Source organism: Novosphingobium sp. (genome assembly GCF_037133355.1).
In the GTDB taxonomy this organism is placed as follows: Bacteria; Pseudomonadota; Alphaproteobacteria; order Sphingomonadales; family Sphingomonadaceae; genus Novosphingobium.
Genome location: NZ_JBAXOI010000002.1, coordinates 278274 through 299703, shown reverse-complemented (window position 1 = coordinate 299703; position 21430 = coordinate 278274). Strand labels below are relative to the sequence as shown.

At 66.6% G+C, this 21430-nt stretch carries 23 protein-coding genes and 1 pseudogene; 11 read left to right on the top strand and 13 right to left on the bottom strand.

The annotated features are described in order from the left end of the window. Window positions 1–67: 67 nt before the first annotated feature. On the bottom strand, window positions 68–736 hold the full coding sequence (locus WCL10_RS03635) for a TonB family protein (RefSeq protein WP_336894262.1): 669 nt from the start codon (window positions 734–736) through the stop codon (window positions 68–70). 311 nt (window positions 737–1047) lie between these two features. Between WCL10_RS03635 and WCL10_RS03630 the strand changes: the two genes are divergently transcribed. Next, window positions 1048–1947: a hypothetical protein gene (locus WCL10_RS03630; protein WP_336894261.1), complete on the top strand. Its 900-nt coding sequence runs from the start codon at window positions 1048–1050 to the stop codon at window positions 1945–1947. A gap of 35 nt (window positions 1948–1982) precedes the next feature. Further along, window positions 1983–2756 (top strand): alpha/beta hydrolase, encoded by a 774-nt coding sequence (locus WCL10_RS03625; protein ID WP_336894260.1) that lies wholly within the window; start codon window positions 1983–1985, stop codon window positions 2754–2756. Window positions 2757–2762: 6 nt separating this feature from the next. Here WCL10_RS03625 and WCL10_RS03620 read toward each other — a convergent pair whose 3' ends face one another. From WCL10_RS03620 to WCL10_RS03605, 4 genes are all read right to left on the bottom strand, one after another. Next, window positions 2763–4385: an FAD-dependent oxidoreductase gene (locus tag WCL10_RS03620; RefSeq protein ID WP_336894259.1), complete on the bottom strand. Its 1623-nt coding sequence runs from the start codon at window positions 4383–4385 to the stop codon at window positions 2763–2765. 122 nt (window positions 4386–4507) lie between these two features. Continuing rightward, window positions 4508–5152: an NAD(P)H-dependent oxidoreductase gene (locus WCL10_RS03615; RefSeq protein ID WP_336894258.1), complete on the bottom strand. Its 645-nt coding sequence runs from the start codon at window positions 5150–5152 to the stop codon at window positions 4508–4510. 61 nt (window positions 5153–5213) lie between these two features. Next, a complete protein-coding gene (locus WCL10_RS03610) occupies window positions 5214–6230 on the bottom strand; it encodes an alpha/beta fold hydrolase (RefSeq protein ID WP_336894257.1) in 1017 nt (338 codons plus the stop codon). A gap of 85 nt (window positions 6231–6315) precedes the next feature. Beyond that, a complete protein-coding gene (locus WCL10_RS03605; RefSeq protein ID WP_336894256.1) occupies window positions 6316–6879 on the bottom strand; it encodes a peroxidase-related enzyme in 564 nt (187 codons plus the stop codon). Between the two features lie 124 nt (window positions 6880–7003). Between WCL10_RS03605 and WCL10_RS03600 the strand changes: the two genes are divergently transcribed. After that, window positions 7004–7918 carry a LysR family transcriptional regulator gene (locus WCL10_RS03600; protein ID WP_336894255.1) on the top strand — a complete coding sequence of 305 codons (915 nt, stop codon included), beginning with the start codon at window positions 7004–7006 and terminating at the stop codon, window positions 7916–7918. A gap of 12 nt (window positions 7919–7930) precedes the next feature. Then, window positions 7931–8533 (top strand): uracil-DNA glycosylase family protein, encoded by a 603-nt coding sequence (locus WCL10_RS03595; RefSeq protein ID WP_336894254.1) that lies wholly within the window; start codon window positions 7931–7933, stop codon window positions 8531–8533. A 46-nt stretch (window positions 8534–8579) separates the two neighbouring features. On the opposite strand, the gene WCL10_RS03590 is transcribed toward WCL10_RS03595, so the two are convergent. The 3 genes from WCL10_RS03590 to WCL10_RS03580 all read right to left on the bottom strand — a co-directional run bounded on the left by WCL10_RS03590 (window position 8580) and on the right by WCL10_RS03580 (window position 10526). Further along, window positions 8580–9320 carry a DNA-binding domain-containing protein gene (locus WCL10_RS03590; protein WP_336894253.1) on the bottom strand — a complete coding sequence of 247 codons (741 nt, stop codon included), beginning with the start codon at window positions 9318–9320 and terminating at the stop codon, window positions 8580–8582. After that, window positions 9317–10150 carry a DUF692 domain-containing protein gene (locus WCL10_RS03585; protein WP_336894252.1) on the bottom strand — a complete coding sequence of 278 codons (834 nt, stop codon included), beginning with the start codon at window positions 10148–10150 and terminating at the stop codon, window positions 9317–9319. The genes WCL10_RS03590 and WCL10_RS03585 overlap by 4 nt, the downstream gene beginning before the upstream one ends. Before the next feature lie 106 nt (window positions 10151–10256). After that, entirely contained in the window at window positions 10257–10526 is a 270-nt protein-coding gene (locus tag WCL10_RS03580; RefSeq protein WP_336894251.1) for a hypothetical protein, read from the bottom strand. A 336-nt stretch (window positions 10527–10862) separates the two neighbouring features. Here WCL10_RS03580 and WCL10_RS03575 point away from each other — a divergent pair, with 336 nt between their 5' ends. The 3 genes and pseudogenes from WCL10_RS03575 to WCL10_RS03565 all read left to right on the top strand — a co-directional run bounded on the left by WCL10_RS03575 (window position 10863) and on the right by WCL10_RS03565 (window position 12398). Then, on the top strand, window positions 10863–11135 hold the full coding sequence (locus tag WCL10_RS03575; RefSeq protein WP_336894250.1) for a DUF2282 domain-containing protein: 273 nt from the start codon (window positions 10863–10865) through the stop codon (window positions 11133–11135). Window positions 11136–11193: 58 nt separating this feature from the next. Further along, window positions 11194–11552: pseudogene (locus WCL10_RS03570) on the top strand (DoxX family protein). Window positions 11553–11729: 177 nt separating this feature from the next. After that, entirely contained in the window at window positions 11730–12398 is a 669-nt protein-coding gene (locus WCL10_RS03565; RefSeq protein ID WP_336894249.1) for an NrsF family protein, read from the top strand. 4 nt (window positions 12399–12402) lie between these two features. Here WCL10_RS03565 and WCL10_RS03560 read toward each other — a convergent pair whose 3' ends face one another. Together WCL10_RS03560 and WCL10_RS03555 are read right to left on the bottom strand one after the other, a co-directional pair. Beyond that, the gene (locus WCL10_RS03560; protein WP_336894248.1) at window positions 12403–13074 is read right to left on the bottom strand and encodes a redoxin domain-containing protein; all 672 of its coding nucleotides are present in this window, start codon (window positions 13072–13074) and stop codon (window positions 12403–12405) included. Window positions 13075–13143: 69 nt separating this feature from the next. After that, complete coding sequence (locus tag WCL10_RS03555; RefSeq protein WP_336894247.1) at window positions 13144–14046, bottom strand: LysR family transcriptional regulator; 903 nt, start codon at window positions 14044–14046, stop codon at window positions 13144–13146. A gap of 236 nt (window positions 14047–14282) precedes the next feature. On the opposite strand from WCL10_RS03555, the gene WCL10_RS03550 reads away from it, so the two are divergent. From WCL10_RS03550 to WCL10_RS03540, 3 genes are all read left to right on the top strand, one after another. Then, a complete protein-coding gene (locus WCL10_RS03550) occupies window positions 14283–15179 on the top strand; it encodes a LysR substrate-binding domain-containing protein (protein ID WP_336894246.1) in 897 nt (298 codons plus the stop codon). Window positions 15180–15246: 67 nt separating this feature from the next. Continuing rightward, window positions 15247–16596 carry an NAD(P)/FAD-dependent oxidoreductase gene (locus tag WCL10_RS03545; protein WP_336894245.1) on the top strand — a complete coding sequence of 450 codons (1350 nt, stop codon included), beginning with the start codon at window positions 15247–15249 and terminating at the stop codon, window positions 16594–16596. A gap of 129 nt (window positions 16597–16725) precedes the next feature. After that, entirely contained in the window at window positions 16726–17310 is a 585-nt protein-coding gene (locus WCL10_RS03540) for a sigma-70 family RNA polymerase sigma factor (protein WP_336894244.1), read from the top strand. Between the two features lie 117 nt (window positions 17311–17427). On the opposite strand, the gene WCL10_RS03535 is transcribed toward WCL10_RS03540, so the two are convergent. Then, the gene (locus WCL10_RS03535; RefSeq protein WP_336894243.1) at window positions 17428–17775 is read right to left on the bottom strand and encodes an energy transducer TonB; all 348 of its coding nucleotides are present in this window, start codon (window positions 17773–17775) and stop codon (window positions 17428–17430) included. Between the two features lie 213 nt (window positions 17776–17988). Here WCL10_RS03535 and WCL10_RS03530 point away from each other — a divergent pair, with 213 nt between their 5' ends. Then, window positions 17989–18690 carry a peptidylprolyl isomerase gene (locus tag WCL10_RS03530; RefSeq protein WP_336894370.1) on the top strand — a complete coding sequence of 234 codons (702 nt, stop codon included), beginning with the start codon at window positions 17989–17991 and terminating at the stop codon, window positions 18688–18690. A 7-nt stretch (window positions 18691–18697) separates the two neighbouring features. Here the strand turns inward: WCL10_RS03530 and WCL10_RS03525 are convergent, their stop codons facing one another. After that, window positions 18698–20446: a hypothetical protein gene (locus tag WCL10_RS03525; RefSeq protein WP_336894242.1), complete on the bottom strand. Its 1749-nt coding sequence runs from the start codon at window positions 20444–20446 to the stop codon at window positions 18698–18700. 171 nt (window positions 20447–20617) lie between these two features. Further along, window positions 20618–21346 (bottom strand): hypothetical protein, encoded by a 729-nt coding sequence (locus tag WCL10_RS03520; protein ID WP_336894241.1) that lies wholly within the window; start codon window positions 21344–21346, stop codon window positions 20618–20620. Window positions 21347–21430 lie beyond the last annotated feature (84 nt).

Below are 21430 nucleotides of genomic sequence, written 5' to 3'. Positions count from 1 at the left end.
CCCCCTGCGCCAAGACGGCGATGGTAGGCCTCGATCATGCTGCATTGCAACGGACGATTGGGGCAGCCTATTCCGGGATCTGCCAGCGGATCACGCCGGAGTAGCGGCCCGTGACCAGATCGCCATGCTCGTCGCGCGCCGGGGTAAAGCTGGCGCGCTCGCTGACCTTCGCGCAAGTCGCCGCATCGAGATCACCCGAGCCGCTGGACCGCGTGATCCGGCAATCGCGCACTCGCCCGTCCTGCCCGATGGTCAGTTCGAAACCCGCCGCGCCCTGCTGGCCGCGCCGCATTGCGCTGGTGGGATAGTCTGCATCCGACACCCACTTGCCCGGCGCGCCGATGGGCTTGGCCGCGCGAGGCGTATAGGTGGGGCTAGGCGTGGAGGGAGACAGCGGCGGAAGCAGGGTGCCAAGGCCGCCATCACCGCCAATCGGCGGCAGCGTGCCGACATCGATCTTGATCACGGTGTCGATCATCGGATCGCGCGGGGCTGTGATCTCGGGTTTCACATCGCTTTCGCGCGGGTGGAGCGAAGGCACGGGAGCCGGTTCGGTGCTGGGGATCGGTTTCGGTGGCACGTAGTTCCACGCTTCAAAGCGCTTCTTCTCGATGATCCTGATCACCCCGCCGGCAAAGCCTGTCAGGATGGCCAGCGCCATCACGCCGTGCACCGCGAAGACGGCAGCTAGCACGATGATCCGGCGCCGGTTGGTATCGGGGGTAAGGTAGGCCATGCATGCTCTCCTCTGCTGTGCCGGACAGCCAGGGCCGCGAAGGGGAGCAACGGGAACGAAACGAACAATCCCGATGCAAGCAACACGGGCCGTACGACGTTTAATGGTATATCATTACCACGCACCGGATCGGCGCGCGACAAGAATCTCAACCACATCGGTGGAGTTTTAAGTTTCGGACTGCAACGGATCATCCGATGCGGACAATTCCCTTGCCGCAAGGCGATTGCCGCCGTGCAGACATCGACTAGCATGGTGATCCGCAAGGCCTTGCCGAGTCGGCAGGCACGCTCGGCCGGGAGGCCACCGCGATGAACCACGATGGCGGCATTACCGAGGTTCTTCCCGTCACCTGCCTCGCCACATGGCCCCGCGGCAGCTTTGTCGAAAGCGTCGCGGTCAGTGCCTCCGGCGCGATCTTTGTCAGTCTGCATACCGATCAAATGGTCGTGCGGATCGATCCTGCAACGGGTGCCGTCAGCCCCTTCGCGTCCTTTCCCGCGCCCACAACCGGGCTGGCTTTCGCTGCCGATGGTACGCTTGTCGTAACCGGGGGAGCTCCGGGCACGCCGCCGGGCCTTGTCTGGCGCGTGTCCCCGGAGGGCGCGGTGCAGCAAGTGGCCGAAATCGCCGACGCCGCGTTCCTCAATGGACTTACGCCCCTTGGGAGCAGGATGCTGATCGCGGATTCGCTGGGCTCGCGGATCCTTGCGCTTGATCCTGCAACCGGGGCGGTCGAAACCTGGCTGGCCGACCCGCTGCTCGGCGCCGATCCTGCAAGCGGTGCACCCGGGGCAAACGGGATCAAGGTCTTCGGCAATATGGCCCTCATTTCGGTCACTGGTGCGGACCGGCTGGTCGGCGTGCCGATCGATCAGGGTCGGCCCGGCACGCCCGAAGTCCTTGCCGAAGCGCTGCGCGCCGATGATTTCGCCATCGATGCGGGCGGGTCGCTTTATATCGCCACCCATCAGGCCCAGTCGCTGCTGCGCCTCGCGCCTGACGGAACCCGCACCACGCTCGCCGGCGCAGGCGAGGGGATGGTCGGCTCCACGGCCGTTGCCTTTGGCCGAACCGAGGCCGACCGCACCGCGATCTACGTCACCACCACCGGGGGCACGTGGACCGTGCCCGAAGACCAGTTGGAAGAGGCCAAGCTGCTGAGGATAGACGTCGGCCAGCCCGGCGCGCCGCTGCTCGGCGAGGATTGACCGACCCTGCCTGCCACGATCCGGGAGACGCGATGATGACCACGCAGATGCTTGCCATTGGCGACAAGGCGCTCGCCTATGTTCAGTCCGGCTCGGGGCCGGCCCTTGTCATTGTCCACGGTGTCGGCGGCCACAAGGAAGACTGGGCAGGTGTCGCCGCCGCCTTGTCCGCAGCGCACACGGTCTATGCGGTGGACATGCTGGGCTTTGGCGAATCGTCCAAGACCGGCGATGATCTCGGCATGGCGGTGCAGGCCGAAGCCTTGCTTGCGCTGCTCGATGCGCAGGGGATCGACCAGGCCGTCTTTGTCGGCAATTCGGTCGGCGGTTGGGTGACGGCAACTTTCGCCGCGACGTATCCCGAGCGAGTTTCCCGGCTGGTGCTGATCGATGTCGCCGGCTTTGCTGCGATGTTCGAGGGCGAGCCTCCGGTCAATTTCGATCCGGGCAGCCCGGCCGAGATGCAGGCGCTGATCGACATCACCATAAACGGCCCCGTGGCCAGGATCCCCGGCCTTGCCGAACAGGCTTTTGCTGCCTATGTCGCAAGCGGTGAAAAGGCGATTTCGGCGACCTGGGGCAGGAGCATCTTCCTCTCCGCCCGGCTCGAGGAACTCCTGCCGCAAATCACCGCGCCGTCCCTGGTGCTGTGGGGCGCAGACGACAAGCTGTTCCCGTCGATCCTTGCCGGCGTGTTCTCGGCGCAGATAGCAGGGGCCACGTCCCAGCTGATTCCGGATGCCGGCCACTTCCCCCAGATCGACCAGCCCGAAGCGACGATTGCCGCGATCACGGCATTTCTGAGCTGATCGGCCCTAGCCAGCGCTGTTTACGTAGTCCCAGACTTTCGAAACCACCACCGAGCCCTCACCGACCGCTGAAGCGACGCGCTTGACCGAGCCCGAGCGGATATCGCCCACTGCAAAGATGCCGGGGTGCGAGGTTGCATAAGGCGAGGCGGCGCCGACTGCCGGGCCGGTCAGCACATAGCCCTTGTCGTCAAGCGCGACGAGGCCCGAGAGCCAATCGGTATTGGGCGCCGCGCCGACCATGATGAACAGCGCCCGTGTCGCGATCTCGCGGGTCGTGCCGGTCTTCGCATCGCGCAAGGTCACGCCTTCGAGGTGGGTGCCGCCGTGGAGCGCGACCACCTCGGCGTTGTAGGCCACATCTACAGCCGGATCGGCCTCCAACCGGCTCGACAGATAACTCGACATCGAGGCGGCGAGCGAGGGGCCGCGCACCACGACATGGACGCAGTGCGCCGAGCGGTTGAGGTACATCGCCGCCTGCCCCGCCGAATTGCCGCCGCCGATGATCACTGCCTCGGTGCCCTTGCAATAGCGCGCCTCGATCTCGGTTGCCGCGTAATAGACCCCGGCGCCTTCGAACTCGGCAAGGCGCGGGATCGGCAAGCGGCGATACTGCACTCCTGCCGCCACGATCACTGCCTTGCCGCGCACGCGCTGCCCGTTGTCGAACGTTGCGCAGAAGGCGCCGCCTTCGAGTTCCTCGAGCGCGACGACGCGGCGCGGCAGGGCAAAGCGGGTGCCGAACTTCATCGCCTGCACTTCGCCGCGCCAGACGAGGTCACCGCCCGAAATGCCTGTCGGGAAGCCCATGTAGTTCTCGATCCGGCTTGATGTCCCCGCCTGTCCGCCGATGGCGATGTCCTCGATCACCAGCGCCCGCAGCCCTTCCGACCCGGCATAGACCCCGGCCGCCACCCCTGCCGGTCCGCCGCCGACGATCAGCACGTCGAAGGCCTCGTCATGCAGCAGGTCGCGGTTTACCCCGAGCAGATGCGCGATCTTGTCCGGGGTCGGATCAGTCACCACCGTGTCCCGTCCAAAGATCACCGCAGGCTGAGTAGGCGCAATGGCGCAGGCTTGCGCGGCGGCCGCCGCTTCGGGGCTGCCCAGCCTGAGCGAACCATAGGGAATGCGGTTCCGGCTGGCGAATTCGGCAATGCGGCGCACGCCGACGTCTTCATCTTCGCCAATCAACTGCAACGTCGAATCGCGCTCGTCGAGTTGGCGGCGGCGGCGTGCGGCGAACACGGTGATGACAATGTCGGACATTTCCGGGATCTGTGCCATCAGGCTCAGCATTGCCTCGCGCGGAACTTCGATCACGCGGGTGTCCTGCGCCGCACGCATCGCCATCGAGACGGTGCCACCGCTTAGAAACGCGATCTCGCCCATGAACTGCGTCGGCCCCAGCGAGGAGGGCAGGTGCCGCTCGTCGGTATAGGGGTTGATCACCTCGATCTCCCCTTCCTCGACATAAGTGAACTTGTCGGCGGGATCGCCGGGGCGTGCCATGATCGTGCCGGCGGGGTAGCTTTTCTCCGTGCCCGCCGCGCGCAGCGCCTCGACATGGCTTGCGTGAAGCGGGGTGCGCTGCATCGCGCGAAGATCGGCGCCGATCGATTCCATGGCAGGTTTCCTCTGGTCCGCACCTTTGCCCGGGAATCGGGCTGCGATGGGATAGAGTATTGCCGCATCGGCGTGCCGCAACCAGAGGGTTGCAGGCAGCGATGCGGCAATACTGCCGCCGCTTATGCCCTGGCGCCGGGACGCCGTGCGGCAGCGCGCGCCTGGCTCTGGGCCGCGGCGAGCCGGATGTCGGCTTCCGCGGCGCTCACCATCTTGTACTTCTGGTACCAGATGGTCTCGACATCGCTGATCCCTGCAAAGTTCAACCAGTCGGTGAAGAAGGTCGAGACATGGTCGGTGCCGAAAGCCTTGGGCGCACCGTCATGATAGATCGCTGCCGAAAAGACCGCCGTCGCGCGTTTTCCCTTGAGCAGACCGATATAGCCTTCGGCGGGGTCGAAGCCGAACAAGGTGCCGGGCATCGAGAGGAGATCGATGTACTGCTTGAGCTTGTAAGGCACACCGAAGTTCCACATCGGAATGGCGAAGAGGTAGTCGTCGGCCGAGTTGAACTGCTCGAACAGGCGCACGAGCTCGGCATAGATCGCCTTCTGCTTTTCGGTCATCCCGGCCTCGCCGAAGAACGACATCTTGGAAGCGGCGCTGTCGCCGTCGAACTCGGGCAGGCCGAGATCCCACAAGTCGACCGTCTCGATTTCGGCATCGGGATAGGCCTCACGGTAAGTGGCGAGATAGGCATCGGCGATCTGGATGGACTTGGAAGCCTCGCCGCGCGGCGAGGTGCGGACATAAAGCAGCTTGGTCACGGGGACGGTCCTTTCTGAATCTGGGGAAGGCCCCGGGAGCGCGGCCCCCGGGGAAGAGGGCTCAGCGGGCCTGCTTCACGTTTGCATCGTAGAAGCTGATGATGTGGCTCGCGATGTAGGGGAGGTTGTCCTCGGTCGCGAAATGGCCCGCATTCAGGCGGTGCAGTTCGGCCTTGGGCAGGTCCTTCAGGAACGCCTCGCCGCCTTCGGGGTTGAAGAACGGATCATGCTGGCCCCAGAAGATCACCGTCTTTGGCTGGTTGTCGCGCAGGAACTTCTGCCACACCGGATAGAGCTCGGGATTGTGGCGGTAGTCGTAGAACAGGTCGAGCTGGATCCGCAGATTGGTGGGCCCGGCGACCGAGGCCGCATCGGACAGATAGCTTTCCGGCGCGATCAATTCGGGATGGTCGGCGCCGCCGAGGTAAACGATGTTCTTGATCGCCTCAGGGGTGTTGAAGCCCGCCAGCGGCTTTTCGCTCTCGGCATTGCGGTTGATCCACAGCGCCTTGCGGAAGCCGTCCCACGCCGGGGTGAAACCGACTTCGTAGGCATTGCTGTTCTGGATCACCAGCCAATCGAGCGCCTTAGGGTTGCGCCCGACCACCCGGAAGCCGACCGGGCCGCCGTAGTCCTGCACGAAGAGGCCGTAGTGATCGAAGCCCTTGGCCGCGAGGAACTTTTCGACCGTGACCGAAATCGCGTCGAACGAATAGTGATAGGTCGCCGGATCGGGATGATCGCTGTTGCCAAAGCCCTGATAGTCCGGCGCGATCACGTGGAAGCGCTTCGAAAGCGCCGGGATCAGATCGCGGAACTGGTGCGAGGACGAGGGCCAGCCATGAAGCAGCACCAGTTTGGGCAGGCTGGCGTCCCCTGCCTCACGGTAGGCAATGTTGAGGCCATCGATATTGATCGTGCCGAAGCGGACCTGATCGGGGCTGACCGTGGTGGTCTGCACTGCAGCGACCGGCGCTGCGGCAGCGGGGGCAGCAAGCGCGGGGAACGCTGCAACCAGATTGACGGCGAGTACTGTCACCGAAACGGCAGCGGTGAGCAGGTGGCGTTTGATGGACATTGGGGCTTTCCTTTGCATTCGGGGAGGGGCGGCGGGCACCGGCCGGCTGAGGGAAGGGGGGTGTCGGCGCCCGCCGGGAGGAGGTTCAGGCCGCGATCGGGGCGGCCGTGCGCGCGGTGACGACAGGGAAGTCGATCACGGTAGCGAAGGCGGAATTGACGTAGTTGGTCCAGGTGTTGAGCGCGACGTGCTGGACGATCTCGAGCAGCTGCGCGTCGGTGTACCCGGCAGCCCGCACCGCATCGAACTCGGCCTGCGTCACGTGGCCCCGTGCTTTCACCAACTGCGCGGCGAAGCGCACCGCAGCATCGGCCTTGGGATCGTTCGAGGCGCCGCTGCGGTTGGCGGTGATCTCGGCGTCATCAAGCTTGGCCAGGTTCTTGCCGAGATAGGTGTGCGCCGATAGGCAGTAGTCGCAGCCGTTGATCTCGGCGACGGCGAGCGCGATCCGCTCGCGGGTGGCGGCGGGCAGCTTGCCCTTGGCCAGCGCGCCATTCATGCCGAGGTAGCCCTCGAGCGCAGCGGGACTTGTGGCGACAAGGCGGTGCAGGTTGGGAACAGTGCCAAGCGCCTTGTTGACAGCTTCAAGCAATGGCCGCGAGGCTTCGGGAGCATCGGCGATTGCGGCGGGGGTGGGTATGCGGGACATTGCGGGGGGCCTTTCCTTGGGGTGGCTGGCCGTGTTCGGCCGCTGAGCAGGAAGTAGGTCCTTTCGCTGGACGGCAGTATCCGCTACATTTGCAATCCATCCTTCCACAAAACGGAAATTCATGATGGACCGGTTCGAGGCCATGCGCACCTTGCTCGCTGCTGTTGATGGCGGCAGCCTTTCCGCCGCCTCGCGCACGCTCGGCACCCCGCTGCCCACGGTCAGTCGCCGCGTGTCCGACCTCGAGGCGCACCTCGGCGCGCAGCTTCTTGTGCGCACCAGCCGCAAGCTGATCCTGACCGAAGCGGGCGAGGCCTATGTTGCGGCGGCCCGGCGGCTGCTGGAGGATCTGGCCGATGCCGAACGCGCGGCGAGCGGGGAATACCGCGTGCCACGCGGCGAACTGCTTGTCACCGCGCCGATCATGTTCGGCAAGCTCCATGTCGCGCCGGTCGTCCATGCGTTTCTTGCCGCCTATCCCGATGTCACGGTGCGGTTGGTGCTGTCGGACTCCACGATCGACATTGTCGAATCGCATGTCGATGTGGCGATCCGGATCGGCCCGCTGCCTGACAGCGAACTCATCGCGAAGCAGCTGGGGCATATCCGCTGGGGGCTTTACGCAAGTCCCGACTACATCGAACGGCGCGGCATGCCGGCGGACCTCGATGCCCTGGCAAACCATGACTGCATTGCATTTGAAGGCCTGCAAGTGCGCCGTGTATGGCATTTGCGCCTCGGGACTGAATCCCGTGCGGTTCCCATCCAGCCCCGCTTTGCGGTCAACACCGCCGATGCGATCATCGACGCCGCGACTGCCGGACTTGGGATCGCGCGGGTGATGTCCTATCAGGCCGAGCTCTGCGTCAGCACTGGCCGGCTTGTTCCCGTGCTGCAAGACATGGGGTATGATCCCGTGCCGGTTCACGCGGTGCACCGCCGGCAGCGCAGCTTGCCGCTGAAGCAGCGGGCTTTCCTGGATTTCGTCGCACCTCGGCTCAAGGCCGTGCTGGATCGCATCGAAAGTCAGTTTGGATGAAGGCCGCGTGCAATGGGCGCTGACTCGCTGGCCGGACTGCTCCAGTCAATCCGCAGTTGCACCGCTTGCGCGCAGCACCTGCCGCTCGGGCCGCGGCCGATCGTGCAGGCCGCCGCGAGTGCCGCGATCCTGATCATCGGCCAGGCGCCGGGTACTGCAGTTCATGCCTCGGGCATTCCCTGGGATGATCCCAGCGGCGACCGGCTGCGCGAATGGACCGGGCTTGATCGCACGACATTCTACGATCCCGCGAAGGTGGCGCTCATGCCAATGGGATTCTGCTATCCGGGCCGCATTCCGGGTGGCGGCGATGCACCGCCGCGCCCCGAATGCGCGCCGCTGTGGCATGCGCCGCTGCGCGCAGAGCTTGGTGCGGTGCGCCTGACCTTGCTGGTCGGACTCTATGCGCAGGTCACCTATGCGCCGGGCCCCAAGTCGACCCTGACCGAGCGCGTCCGCGCAGGCGGCGCTGGTGATCGGATCGCGTTGCCCCACCCCAGCTGGCGCAGCACTGGTTGGATGCGCCGCAATCCGTGGTTCGAGGCGGATGTCCTCCCCCGGCTGCGCGGACGGATCGGCGAGGCCATGCGCAGCCCCGCCGAGCCCGGGTCCTAGGGCGTCTTCGCTTCATGCGGGGAAGTTTCGGCCCGCCCAAGTGGGGTCAATCGACTGCCGCAACCATGCCTTCAGAGAGCCAGCGACCTAGCAGCGTACCTGCAGCGGTCACCGCCGCTTCCTCGCCCAGGGTTTCGGCCAGCCGCTCGCAGATCGCGGCAAAGCCTTGCCCGGCGGCAGACCATGCGAGCACATCGCGCTCGTGTGCTTCGGCGCGGCGGAACACCGGCTCGAGACCTTGCCGCCAGACGAGAAGCGCTGTGCCGTGCTCAGCCGTTTCGGCAGGCGGCGGCGCTTCGCCGGTCGCCAGCGCCTGCCAGATTGCATCGGCATTGGTGGTGATTGGCAGCACCAGCAGTGACGGAACCGCACGGATCACCGCCGTTTCCCAGTCGGCCACTGCCAGCGCTTCGGGCAGAAGTGCTTCGGCATCGGGGCCGACGAAGACCTGGCCCACGGTCCAGTCGATCAGCGCGCTCTCGCCGACCTCGGGATCGTCCGGCCACAGTGTCGCCACGAAATCGGTGAAGTCCTCGCCATAGGCATCGAGCGTCCAGCTCGAAGGTGGGCGCGCATCGATATAACGCGCCGCCGCGCTTTCGAAGGCTTCCTCGCCCAGCCACAAAGCATGGCGTTGGAATGTCTCGGCAAGGCTGGAAACGAGCGCGGTGCGGTAGTTGTTCTGGTAGACCAGCGTTCCCGGACCACCGCCCAGCGCGGCGGCCGCGCTGTCATCGCCGGTCACCAGCCAGTCGCGGAAATCGCGTTGCAGGGTGAGCAGGCTCATGCCGCGATCCTCGTTCCGGCCACATCCGCGCTGATCACGCGGGCCACGTCGAGCTCGGCGCATAGCTCCTCGAGCTCGGGGATATTGTCGTCGCGCTCGATCATTGTCGGCACCGGCCCCGCCAGTTCGGTCGCGGCGCGGTACAGCGCCCAGACCTCATCCGGCACAGGCTGGTCGTGCGTGTCGATCAGGAGATGCTCGCCCCGCACATGGCCGGCAAGGTGGATTTGCCCGACTGCGTCCATCGGGACACCGGCAAGGTAATCCTCGCCGGCAAAGCCGTGGTTCACCGCGCTCACGTGGATGTTGTTGACGTCGAGCAGCAGCCCGCAGCCGGTCCGCTTCGTCATCGCGGTGAGGAACTCCCATTCGGTCATCGCGCCGGGAAAGGCGATATAGCTCGAAGGGTTCTCGAACAGCATGCGGCGGCCGAGCGCTTCCTGCGCGCGGTCGATGTTGCGGCAGACCGCATCCAGCGCTTCCTCGGTGTAAGGGAGCGACAGGAGATCGTGCGAATTGAACTGGTCGATCCGGGTCCAGCACAAGTGGTCCGAGACCACTGCGGGCTCCATCATGTCGACAAGGCGGCGCAGCTCGGCAAGGTAATCGCCCCTCAGACCGTCGGCCGAACCGATCGACATCGAAACGCCGTGCAGCGCGAGGGGATAGTTGGCCCGCGCCTTCATCAGCGTGTCGAGCGGCTTGCCGCCCGCGATCATGAAATTCTCCGAGATCACCTCGATGAAATCAACCGGCGCGGTTCCGTCGACATAGGACCGGTAATGCGGCCGGCGCATGCCAAGGCCAAATCCGGTGAGGTGCTGGGTCATGGCATGTCCCGCAAAAGATGGCCGGGGCTCCATCCGGCGCCGGGGAGGGGGATCGGCGCCGCAAGGGAAGCAGGGAAAGGAGCCCCGGCCTGGGGAGGGTTCAGTTTTACTTGGGCTCGGTCAGGCTGCCGCCCTGCGTTGCGCAGGCCGCCTTGGTCAGCGCCTTGAAGCCCTGGCCCTTGCATTCGTTCTGGCCCTTGCAGCTGTGTGAGCCGGCGGCGCAGTCCGAGGTGCCCTTGCAGGTGTTCACGCCGTAGCAGTGCACGACTTCGGCGGACTTCGCCTTGGCGATCGCCGGGGCGGGCAGGGCCGCCATGGCGGCGGCGATGAGGGCAGCGTTGGCAGCGATGGCAAAGCCTGTCTTGAGGGTCGTCATGGGTCGTCTCCGAAAGATGTGCCGTGATGGCATGAACCAGTTCGGCGCAGGCCAGGCCGCAGTTACAGCGCAACAAAAAATTTTTGTTGGAACCGCTTTCTGCGGGGGTTGCCATCGTGTGGCTCGCGCGCGGGAGTCTGCTCTGACTGCTGCAATCCATGCTGCACAATCCAAAAAATGCTGCACCCGGTTGTAACCCCTCGGCGCGGACAGGCGAACTGGTCATCGTGGCCGGCGCGAACATTTCCGGACACAGAGCCAGTGGCGGCGGATCCAAAGTGCTGCCCCCGGGCTCTTCGTTTCCATACTTTCTTCCCTCTCGAAAAGGACATTATCATGAAAATTGCTGCAACCGCTTTTGCCGCCTCGATTGCTCTTGGCCTTGTTGCCGGCGCTGCCCATGCCGCCGATGCCAAGCCCGCCATGGAAAAGTGCTACGGCGTTGCCAAGGCCGGCAAGAACGAATGCGCCGCGGGCCCGGGCACGAGCTGCGCCGGCACTTCCAAGACCGACTATCAGGGCAATGCCTGGATGCTGGTCAAGGCCGGCACCTGCACTTCGATCAAGACGCCCAAGGGCAACGGTTCGCTGACTCCCCGGGCGCACTGATCCGCGCATGGTGCCCCGGCCTTCCGGGGCGCCAAACGCAGCATTCGAGGAATCTGAAATGACCGCTATCGCATCCATCTACCACCGGCTGGCCGAGCTTGCCGGGCGTCTCCTGCCCGAAACCGTGCTGTTGCTGGTCGCGCGGCTCGGAATCGCGGCGGTGTTTTTCCAGTCGGGCCGGACAAAGGTCGAAGGGTGGCTGACGATCACCGACAGCACCTCTTCCCGATCCTGCTGTTGCTCGGCTTCGGCACGCGCTTTGCTGCGCTCGGCCTTCTCGGCATGACCACCGTGATCGAGGTCTTCGTCTATCCCGATGCCTGGCCGACGCACCTCAGTTGGGCGGCCATTCTCCTGCCGCTCATCGCCAAGGGCGGTGGAGCGATCTCGCTCGACCGTCTGCTGCGCCGGGGCTGAACACGCGCCGCCTGCCTTGGCGCAGCGACCGGCCCGCGTTCCTTCGGGCACGCGGGCCGGTCTTGCCGGGCCGAATGCAAAGAGGCATGGAAATGGTCACCGGCAGCCGGCACGAGCCGCCGGAACGGTCCGGGCCTGGCTTGCGCATGGGCTTGTCGGTGCAGCGAAGGAAGTGTCATGTCCCGCGATCCGGAAGGCCCGTCCATAGACCAGACCATCACGGCGCTGGTCAGTGATCTTGCGCCGGTGGCGGCGGTGCGCCTTTGGCGCGGCATGGCTGCCGTAGTGCTGCTAACCGGTCTCGCCATCGGCGGCATCTGGCTAGGGCTGGGCCTGCGTGCCGATGTGCTGGCCGGCCGCCCGGCCCCGATCGTCGCCGCGCGCGGCGCCATTCTGCTGGCAGGCGGGCTCGCCATGCTGCTGGCCGCGCTGCGTTCCGCCGTCCCCGGTCGTGAGGACCGCGGCGCCACCCTCACGGGCACGTTGCTGCTTGGCCTTCTGCCGATCGGCCTCATGGGTCTGCTGCTCGATGGCATCATGGCCCGCCAGCATCCCTCTTTTGCCGAAATCGGCGCCTATTCGGCGCTGCGCTGTCTTGCGGTCGCGTTTGGCGCCTCGCTTGTGGTGGGCGCCGGACTTGTGTTGTGGATGCGCCGCGCCGCGCCGACCGATCTGCCGCGCGCCGGATGGCTGACGGGTTGGGCCGCTGCCGCCTTGGGAACCTTCGCCTACAGCTTGTTCTGCCCGTCGATGACGCTTGCCTTTACCACCACGGTCTATCCAGCGGCAATGCTGCTTGCGGCAACCTTCCTGCGCGTTGCCGTGCCGCCGCTGCTGCGGTGGTAGGCGGTCAGCCCACTGCGAGCGCGGCGAGAACGTCGGCCGGTTCCGCGCGGTTGCGGAAATCGACATCGACATGGGCGAAGCGTACGCGCCCCGCCGCATCGAGAGCAAACGTTGCCGGAACCGGCAGGAACCCGCTTTCAGAACCGTAGAGCTCGTGCATATCGAGCCCGGCCCTGTGATAAAAATCAAGCAGCGGCTCGCCCGCAAAGAACGCGAGGCCTAGCGAGAGCGCGACCCCGTGGTCTACATCGCATAGCACCTCGGCGATCCCTGCATGGGGCGAGGCGGCGAGCAGCGCGGCGAGTGCGCGGGCACCGCCGCCGGTCTCGCCGGTGATCTCGATGAAACGCACGCCCGCCTCGGCCAGCGCGGGCAGCATGTCCGCCCAGGCGGAAACTTCGTGCACGCAGTATGGGCACCAGCGGCCGCGACTGAAATTGATGATCACCGGCCCGGAATCCAGCACAGTGCCCAGGCGCCGATAGCCGCCACCGGCGGTCGGCAGCGAGAAATCGGGAAACTGCTCGCCCACCACCGGCGCGGCCTCGCCCACGCCGGCCGCGCGCAAGCCGTCCACGATCTCGTCGAAAAACGGACCGAGATCCGGATTGCTGCGGCGGACCTGCAGCAATTGCGGTCCCAGCGGCACGGGGGTCGGGAATTGGGGAGACGTCATCCTGATCTCTTAGGGGTAATTGCCAAGCGGAGGAAAGGACTCGCGATGCATCGAGTCCATGCGCGGCCGCTATGCCGCATCGGCCGCGTCCGCTCCTGTGGCCAGCGCCCAGTCCTGCGCCCGTGCGGCGCGCAGGAACGCTTCGGCGGCGACCGACCGGCGCCGTCCCGCGACCGAGGCGAGCACGAAATGTCCCTCGGCCGCGCCGAATGGCAGCTGCGTTGCCGCCAGCGGCGCGCCCGCCAGACTGCGCGGTGTCCAACCACAGCCCAGTCCCGCCAGCACCATCTGCCGCAGCTGCGCCGCGCCTTGTGCCTGATGCCGCACCTCGATTGCCGCGCCGCCCTGCGCCGCGATCCGGGCAAGACCCGCACAGCCGTCGCCGGCAAGGTCGATCCACGCCTCATCTTCCAGCACTGCAGGCGATTCAGGCGGGTCGGAGGCAAAGCGGTGGTCCGCGCGCGTAACCACGCACCACGCATCAGCGAACAAGGGCCAGCAATCGAGCCGTTCGGGCGCTTCGTCAGGCATTTCGACAATGATCAGGTCCAGCGAGCCGGCCATGGCCAGTTCGATCAGTTCCCGCGAGGATCCGCTCGCGAGCGCAAGCTCCAGCCCTGCAAGGCTGCTGCCCAGCTCGGCCAGCACGCGGCCGAGCATGGCGTGCTCCACCGTGCGCGCCACGCCAAGCGCGAGCGGAGCGATTTCCGCTCGGCCCATGCCGCGCGCCATCTGCTTGGCGGTCTGCGCCGCCTCGAAGCTGCGCTCAAGGTGGGGCAGCATGGCCTTGCCCAGCTCGGTCAGATGAGTGCGCGCCCGCTCGCGGCGGAACAGCGGCGCGCCGAATTCGTCCTCCAGCTTCTGGATCGCTTTGGTCAGCGATGGCTGCGAAACGTTGCACTCGATGGCGGCGCGCGTGAAATTGAGCAGGCGCGCGGCGGCCAGGAAGTACCGGACCTGATGCATTTCCATGGCTGCGCGTGCCTCGTGCCTTTCCCTGCCGCAAGCTCCCGGTCCCGGTGGCGCCCGTTAGAGGGGGGCGCAAGAGCCCGGGCGAGGCGGGTCAACCAGCCCAGCATGGGCGCCGACCGCGCTTGCGGCAAGCACGAAGGGCCACATATGATTTATGCGACAAGTGCATCAAAGCGCGCGGCCGAACACCGCAATGGTGCTTTACCCGGATCGCGCCTTTGTGAAAGGATTGCCCCGTGAACGACCTTACCGGCTGGATGCGGACCTTTGTCACTGTCGCAGATGCGGCCAGCTTCTCGCGTGCGGCGGCACGGCTTGAGCTGCCGCAATCGACCGTCTCGCGTCAGGTCGGCGCGCTGGAGCGGCATCTCGGCGCGGCGCTGTTCAAGCGCACCACCCGCTCGATCGCACTGACCAGCGAAGGCCTTGCCTATTACGAAGGGGCACTGCGCGCCCTGGCCGCTATTGACGAGGCCGAGGCCGCAGTAGGCCTGCACCGCGCGCTGGGCGGACAAGTGCGTCTCACCGCGCCGCTCACTCTCGCGCAGTCGCGGATAATCGCCATGCTGGCCGATTTTCAGCGCGTGCAACCGCGCATCGAGATCGATCTCAGGGTTTCCGACCACGCGCTCAATCTCGTTTCGGACAATCTCGATTTCGCTATCCGAGTCGGCGCGATCGGCGACAGCCGCGCCATCGCGCGCCGCATCGGCACCGCGCGCCGTGTCATGGTCGCTTCGCCAGCCTATCTCGCGCAGCGCGGCACGCCGAGCCGACCGGTCGATCTGGCGGGCCACAATTGCCTCAGCTATTCGCTGCTCGCCACCGGCAACAAGTGGGCGCTTGGCAACCATCCGCCGGTCGATGTGAGCGGCACGTTTCGCGCGGACAGCCCCGACGCGCTGCGCGCCGCCGCGCTTGCCGGGATCGGCATTGCCGTCAACGCGCGCTGGCTGTTCGAAGCGGATCTTGCCGCCGGTGGGCTGGTCGAGGTTCTACCCGAACATCCGCCGCAGGACATGCCGATCCATCTCGTCATGCCGGCGGGCCGCTATGTCGCGGCGCGCGTGCGCGCGCTGGCCGATCATCTCATCGTCGCCTTCGCCGCCGACCCGCTGCTGCGCTCGCAATAAAGCAGTGCCTGTAACGATCCGTGCTCCCTGAGCGAACCGGTATGTGAGGCACAACGGGAGCAGGATCATGGTAGAAGGATCGGCGCAAAGCGGTGCTCCGGCACAAGACAGGCGTCCCCACGTGGTCATCGTGGGTGGCGGGTTTGGCGGGCTGGCTGCAGCCAAGGCGCTCGCCGGCGCGCCTGTCGATGTCACGCTGGTCGACAAACGCAACCACCACCTGTTCCAGCCGCTGCTCTATCAAGTGGCGACCGCCGGACTCTCGCCCGCAGATATCGCCGGCTCGATCCGCGCGATCCTTGCCGCGCAAGCCAATGTGCGCGTGTTGCTCGACCGGGTCTACGGCGTCGATCAGGCCAGCCGCCGGGTGATCCTCGGCGATGGCGAGCCGCTTGCCTACGACTGGCTGATCCTCGCCACCGGCGCCACGCACAGCTACTTCGGCCGCGAGGATTGGGCGCCATTCGCGCCGGGTGTGAAGACCATCGACGATGCGACCGCGATCCGCCGCCGCGTGCTGCTCGCGCTCGAGCGCGCTGAAACCGAAACCGACGCGGCGCGGCGCAAGGCGTTGCTGACCTTTGTGGTCATCGGCGGCGGACCGACCGGGGTCGAGATGGCTGGCGCAATCGCCGAACTGGCGCGCCAGTCGGTCAGCCGCGACTTCCGCCATATCACCCCGCATTGCTCGCGCATTGTCCTGCTGCAGCGTGGAGACCGCATCCTGCCCTCGTTCCCGCCCGCGCTTTCGGCCAAGGCACGCAAGGGTATCGAGGAGCTAGGCGTGGAGGTTCGACTCGGGGCCGATGTCACTCATATCGATGCCCTGGGCGTGATCGTCGATGGCGAGCGCATAGCTGCGGGCAACACGATCTGGGCGGCGGGCGTCATGGCCAGCCGCGCGGCAGAGTGGCTCGGCTGCAAATGCGACCGCGCGGGGCGCGTGCCGGTGGGGCCAGACCTTCACCCGGCGGGCGACACGTCGATCTTCGTGATCGGCGATACCGCGGCCTGCACCGATGGCAACGGCCGGTCGCTTCCCGGAGTTGCCCCGGTTGCCAAGCAGCAGGGCCAGCACGCCGCACGCGCTATCCGCGCCGCGCTGGCTGGGCGAGCGGTGCCGCCATTCCGCTACCGTGATTGGGGCAACATGGCGACGATCGGGCGCAGCCGGGCGGTCGCCGATTTTGGGCACCTGCGCGTCTCGGGCCTCGCCGCCTGGCTCTTGTGGTGCGTCGCCCATATCTGGTTCCTTACCGGGCACCGCAACCGAATCTCGGTCGGAATCAGTTGGCTGTGGAGCTATCTCACCTACCAGCGAGGAGCGCGCCTGATCACCGGCGATGTCGCTCCAGATCTGCCCGCAACACGCGAACTGGCCCCTGCGCTCGCCCGCAATCGGGCTGTGGCAGCGTGATTTATTTCATGAAAACAGGTGGTTGAATGGCCCATTCCTGCCATGCATTGATCATATAGCCGTCTGGTGCGTGGTCGCTCCGCCGCTCTCCGGGCATTGTTCTTTCATCAAGAGGATATGGAGGACAGCATGGCAAGCCAATCGGAGAACGCCGGACGCGCCGCGACGAGCAGGGCCAAGCCCGCAGGCTTCGATTGGGAGGGCGCGATGGCCGAAAGCCTTGCAGGAAATGCCGCCGCCTATCGCCGCCTGCTCGAGGAGGCCGGCCGCTGGCTGCGCCGCTATTTCGCGCGCCGCCTCTCGCCCGAACTGGTCGACGATGCCGTGCAGGAGGCGCTTACCGCGCTGCACCTCAAGCGCGGCACGTTCGAACCGGGACGCCCGTTTCTGCCCTGGCTCGCCGCGATCGCCCGCTTCAAGGGCGTGGACAGCATGCGCAGCGTCGGTCGCAACCGGGGCGAGGAACTCGACGAGAACGCGCACGGCGCCGCGAGCCACGAGCGGGCGGCGCTCAGCGGGATCGTGATGGCCGGCCTGTTCGAGCGCTTGCGCCGGCCGCAGGCCGAGGCGATCAGGCTCGTCAAGCTCCAGGGCTTTTCGGTGCGCGAGGCAGCGGCGATGACCGGTCAGTCCGAGGCGCTGGTCAAGGTCAATATCCACCGCGGGCTTGCCGCGCTGAGGTCCCTGTTCGGCGAGGGCGAATTCGCCGGCTGAACCTCACACGAAGCGTTAGACCAAGGAAAAGAAGGGGCGGATTGCTCCGCCCCTTCCCCGGCCGTGGGCCATCGGCTCCGGTCGTGTCGCGTGTCCGGCGAGGGCCGGAATTGCCGCTTACAGCAGCTTCCAGGTGATCGGCACGGTCACCGAAGTTGCACCGCCCGGCGGCGGCGGCACCGAACCGGTGCGGCTCGGCAGGGCGAGCGCCTCGCGGTCGAGCACGGTCGATCCCGAGGGTGAGATCAGCTCGGCCCGCTCAACCGCGCCCGAGGCTGCAACGTAGATCTTCACCTTGGCGGTGCCCTGCTCGCCGCGCGCCTGTGCGGCCCTGGGGTAGACCTGCTTGGCGGCGATGGTGCGTGTCACCTGCTTGATCCAGTCGGCCGACTGGGCATGGGCGGGGCTGGCAATGCAGGCAGCGGCCACGAGACCGGCGGCCATGATCTTGGCAGTCTTGAACATCGTTGGTCCTTCCGATTGGTGTTGGTGTGGGTACTTCGGGTCTGTCGCCTGGAAATCGGTGGCGTGGGGTGGCTCCATCTGGCGGCTGGGCCGTTAGTTTCGCGCCAACCGGGCTTACGAACGGCACCGGAGCGGCGATTCACTGCATTTGGCGCCTTTGCACCGTGTGCGCCTTGCCTCTCGGCGCGCCTTGAAGGTTAATGCGCAGCCATGATGAACCGCCGATTCGTGCTCGCCGCGCTTCCGCTTGCCGCCTTGCTGGCAGGTGCCGCGCCCCGCCGTCTTGCCGCGCTGCGCAAACCCGCCGCGCCGCCACCCCCGCGCCCGCTCGCCGCAGTCGAACGGGTTGCGTTGGTCACCGAGCTTGGCATGATCGAGCTCATGCTCGACGGCGCCCATGCGCCGATCACGACCGCCAATTTCCTGCGCTATGTCGATGCCAAGCGGTTCGACGGGATTACTTTCTACCGCGCCATGCACCTGGCCTGGGGGGATCAGCCCAATGGCCTGCTGCAGGGAGGTACACGTGATCCGCGGCTGCTGTTCCCGCCAATCGCGCACGAGCCCACCAGCCAGACAGGCCTCAGCCACAAGGCCGGCGCAATCTCGATGGCGCGTGGCGCGCCGGGCACGGCGAGGGCGGATTTCACGATCATGCTCTCGGACCTCACCGGATTTGATAGCGATCCCACTTCAAGCGATCCCGAGGTGCAGGCCGGCTACGCCGCGTTTGGCAACGTCTCTGTGGGAATGGATGTGGTCTGCAAAATCTGGGACAGTCCGCGCTCGGCCACTGCGGGCGAAGGCGCGATGCTTGGGCAGATGCTCGAGAAGCCGGTAAAGGTGCTGAGCGCGCGGCGCCTGCCGCCGCTGCCTGCCCCCGAACCGGCCCCGCCACCCGCTCCTGCGCCCTGAGTCCGGTTCAACCCGGGCAGGCCACCTGCTCGCCCGCGCCGCGCCGGAACAGCACCAGGCGGTAATTGAACGAATCGCCGCCCGCCGTCTGGTTGGGCCCGGCCATGAATTCCAGCGCCTCGCCCGGCGCAAGCTCGGCACTGATCGGCGGCAGTTGCATCCGGTCGGTCAGAACCCCGCGCCATAGCACCTTGCCCGCCGCCGTGATCGTGAGATCGACGCCGTCACCCGCCGCGCCCTTGGCCATGCACCCGCCGATATCGAGCGACTCGGCCGCCGCGGCGACATGGCGCCACACAGCGCGGATGGGCGCCGCCCCGGTGCCCCCCGGCGCGGCGGACGTGGTATTGATCCTGAGCGGGCGATACCAGCGATCGCCGAAATAGCTGGTGAACTGGTCATCAAACAGCGGCAGGCGGTAACTCGTATCGGCCTTGAGCCGCACGGCATAGCGCCATTGCGGCGTGCCCCAGCCCATCAGCGTATCGGCGATCCAGGTGGAGGCGCCGAAGCGGATCGCCGTGGTGCCGGTGATGACCAGCGGGCTCTCGCCAACGGCAGCGGCAGGTGCGGGTGCGCCGGTCGCATCGCTGACCAGCCCCCCCTCGATACTGACGGAGCGCGGCGCGCCCCAGACCACCGTGGTGTCCTTGCCGAAGCGGTAGGCAAAGAGCAGCGGATCGCCCAGATCGAGCCGCTGTGGCCGGCCCAACGCAAGCAGCTGCTGCATCAGGCTAAAGGCGCTCGCCTGCGCCTTGGGCTGGGTACCTGCGTAGAGGCCCATGGCTGGATACCAGCGCTGGTCGATCAGCGCATACCAGCTTGCCTGCGCCGCCCCGGCAGCGGCCAGCATGGTCGCCTGCTTCACAAGTTCGCCCGCTGCGAGCGGCTGGTCGCTGGTATCGCGGCTGAATTCGCTCGCCCACACCGGCACGCGCCGCCCGGCGGCATCCATCGCGGCGTTCAGCTGGGCAAGCTCGATATCGAGCCCCTCCGCGCGGCTGCGGTAAGGGTGGACGGCGATGCCGTCGACCTCGGCCAGCATCCCTGCGGCGAACAGCGATTTTAGGAAGCCGGTGCCGATGGTGTTGGTCGATCCACCAAGGACAGCGGTGCGCCCGCCAATCCGTGCGCGCACTGCCTTCAACGTGGCCACATAGGCTGCGGCACGGTTGGCGCCAGCGGGATAGACCAGCGTGCCGGGCCCGTTGATCTCGTTACCCACTTCGATCGCAGCGAGGCACGGGCCGAAGCGGTCGGCCAGTGCGGCCAACCAGGCGGCGAATGCAGCATTGCCCGCAGCGCTCGAAACCCACTGGCCGCCGTCGTAGAGCGGATTGGCCGGCACCGCCGTGAGCAGCAACCGCTGCCCTCCGGCACAGGCCGCGCCGAGCGCCCGCGCCGCCGGGGTGTCGAAGTTGTAGCTGCCGCGCACTTTCTCGCCCTCTGCCCAGCCAAGGGCGTCGCGCAGCATCGGCGCGGAGACCTGCCGCGCAAGGGCCAGCGCGGCGAGCGGCCAGCCCTGGCTGAAATGAGTCTGTACCCCCAGCACCATCGGCGATGGCGGCAGGTTCCCGGTGATGTTGCGTCCTGCGGGGCCGGCGGCCTGTGCGGTCCCGATTGGCGAGGCAACCTCGGCGGTGCGGCGGAGCTGCACCGGCCCGCAGGCGGCCAGCAGCGCGAGCAGCACGGTTATCCGGATCGCCGGGCGAACGGATGCGGCACGGGCGGGGGGCATTTCAACACGGCGAACCATCGCACAGTCTCCATCAGCGGGACGCGGCTAGGTTTTGTCGAAGGTGCCTTAATGCGCTCCCAGCGGATGCGCTTAAGCGGCTGTTTTTGTGTGTTGCGCTGTCGTTGCCGCGCTCTAAGTGTTCTCGCGCATGGGCTGCCGTTGACCACTGCGCCAAGGCGGGGATCGGGCTCAATGATAGCCGCCGCGCACCCAGTGGATGCGAGGCAGCAGCGACGATGGCCCTGGAAATAGGGTGCGGCTGAGGCGCGCGGCATTGCGCAAGGCCGCCTCGCTGTCGGCGGTGCAATCCTTCCCGGCTAGCCGCAAACCCGGCCATGGCTGGTCGGTCACGTCCGCTCCCTTCCCGGGGAGGGGGCCGCAGACCACCTGCCAGAACGCAGCGGCGGTGATCTCGTTCCGGTCGCCGCGCGGCGGCACTTCGAGCCCGTAATAGCAGTACAGGTGCTTCGGTGGGCTCTGCGTTCCTGGCACCACTTCGGACGTGGGGGAAGGCATGCTGTCGGCTGCTTCGGCCGGCTCTGCTGCTTCCTCCTCGGCCGTCTGGCAATCGTCTGCCTGAAGGATCGCGGGGTCTCCGCCCGCAAGGACAATGGCGGACTCGGTCCAGCCCACGACCTCGCGGTTATGGGCATAGTCCGTTCCCGTCCCGATCCAGCGTGGCGCGAACGAACGGTTGCTGCGCACATGGAACCAGTTGGCACAGACCGGCCATTGCTCCGCCGGTTTCGCTTCATCCACCTTGCATTTGGGATCCTCGGTTCGCCAAAGTCCCTCGCGCAAGTGCGGCGCCCCGGCCGCCTCTGCCACGAACCATGGCTCGGCAGAGACGAGGCGGTTCGAACAGGCGTCCAGCAGCAGTCCCGCTGCGAGGATCAGAAGTACGCGCCATCGAAACATGATGCCGTTCTACCACGCGCGTATCAGCCGGGCGAGCAGGCGGCATCTGGAAGCGCAACCGGCGTGGACCCAACGCGCCGTCCG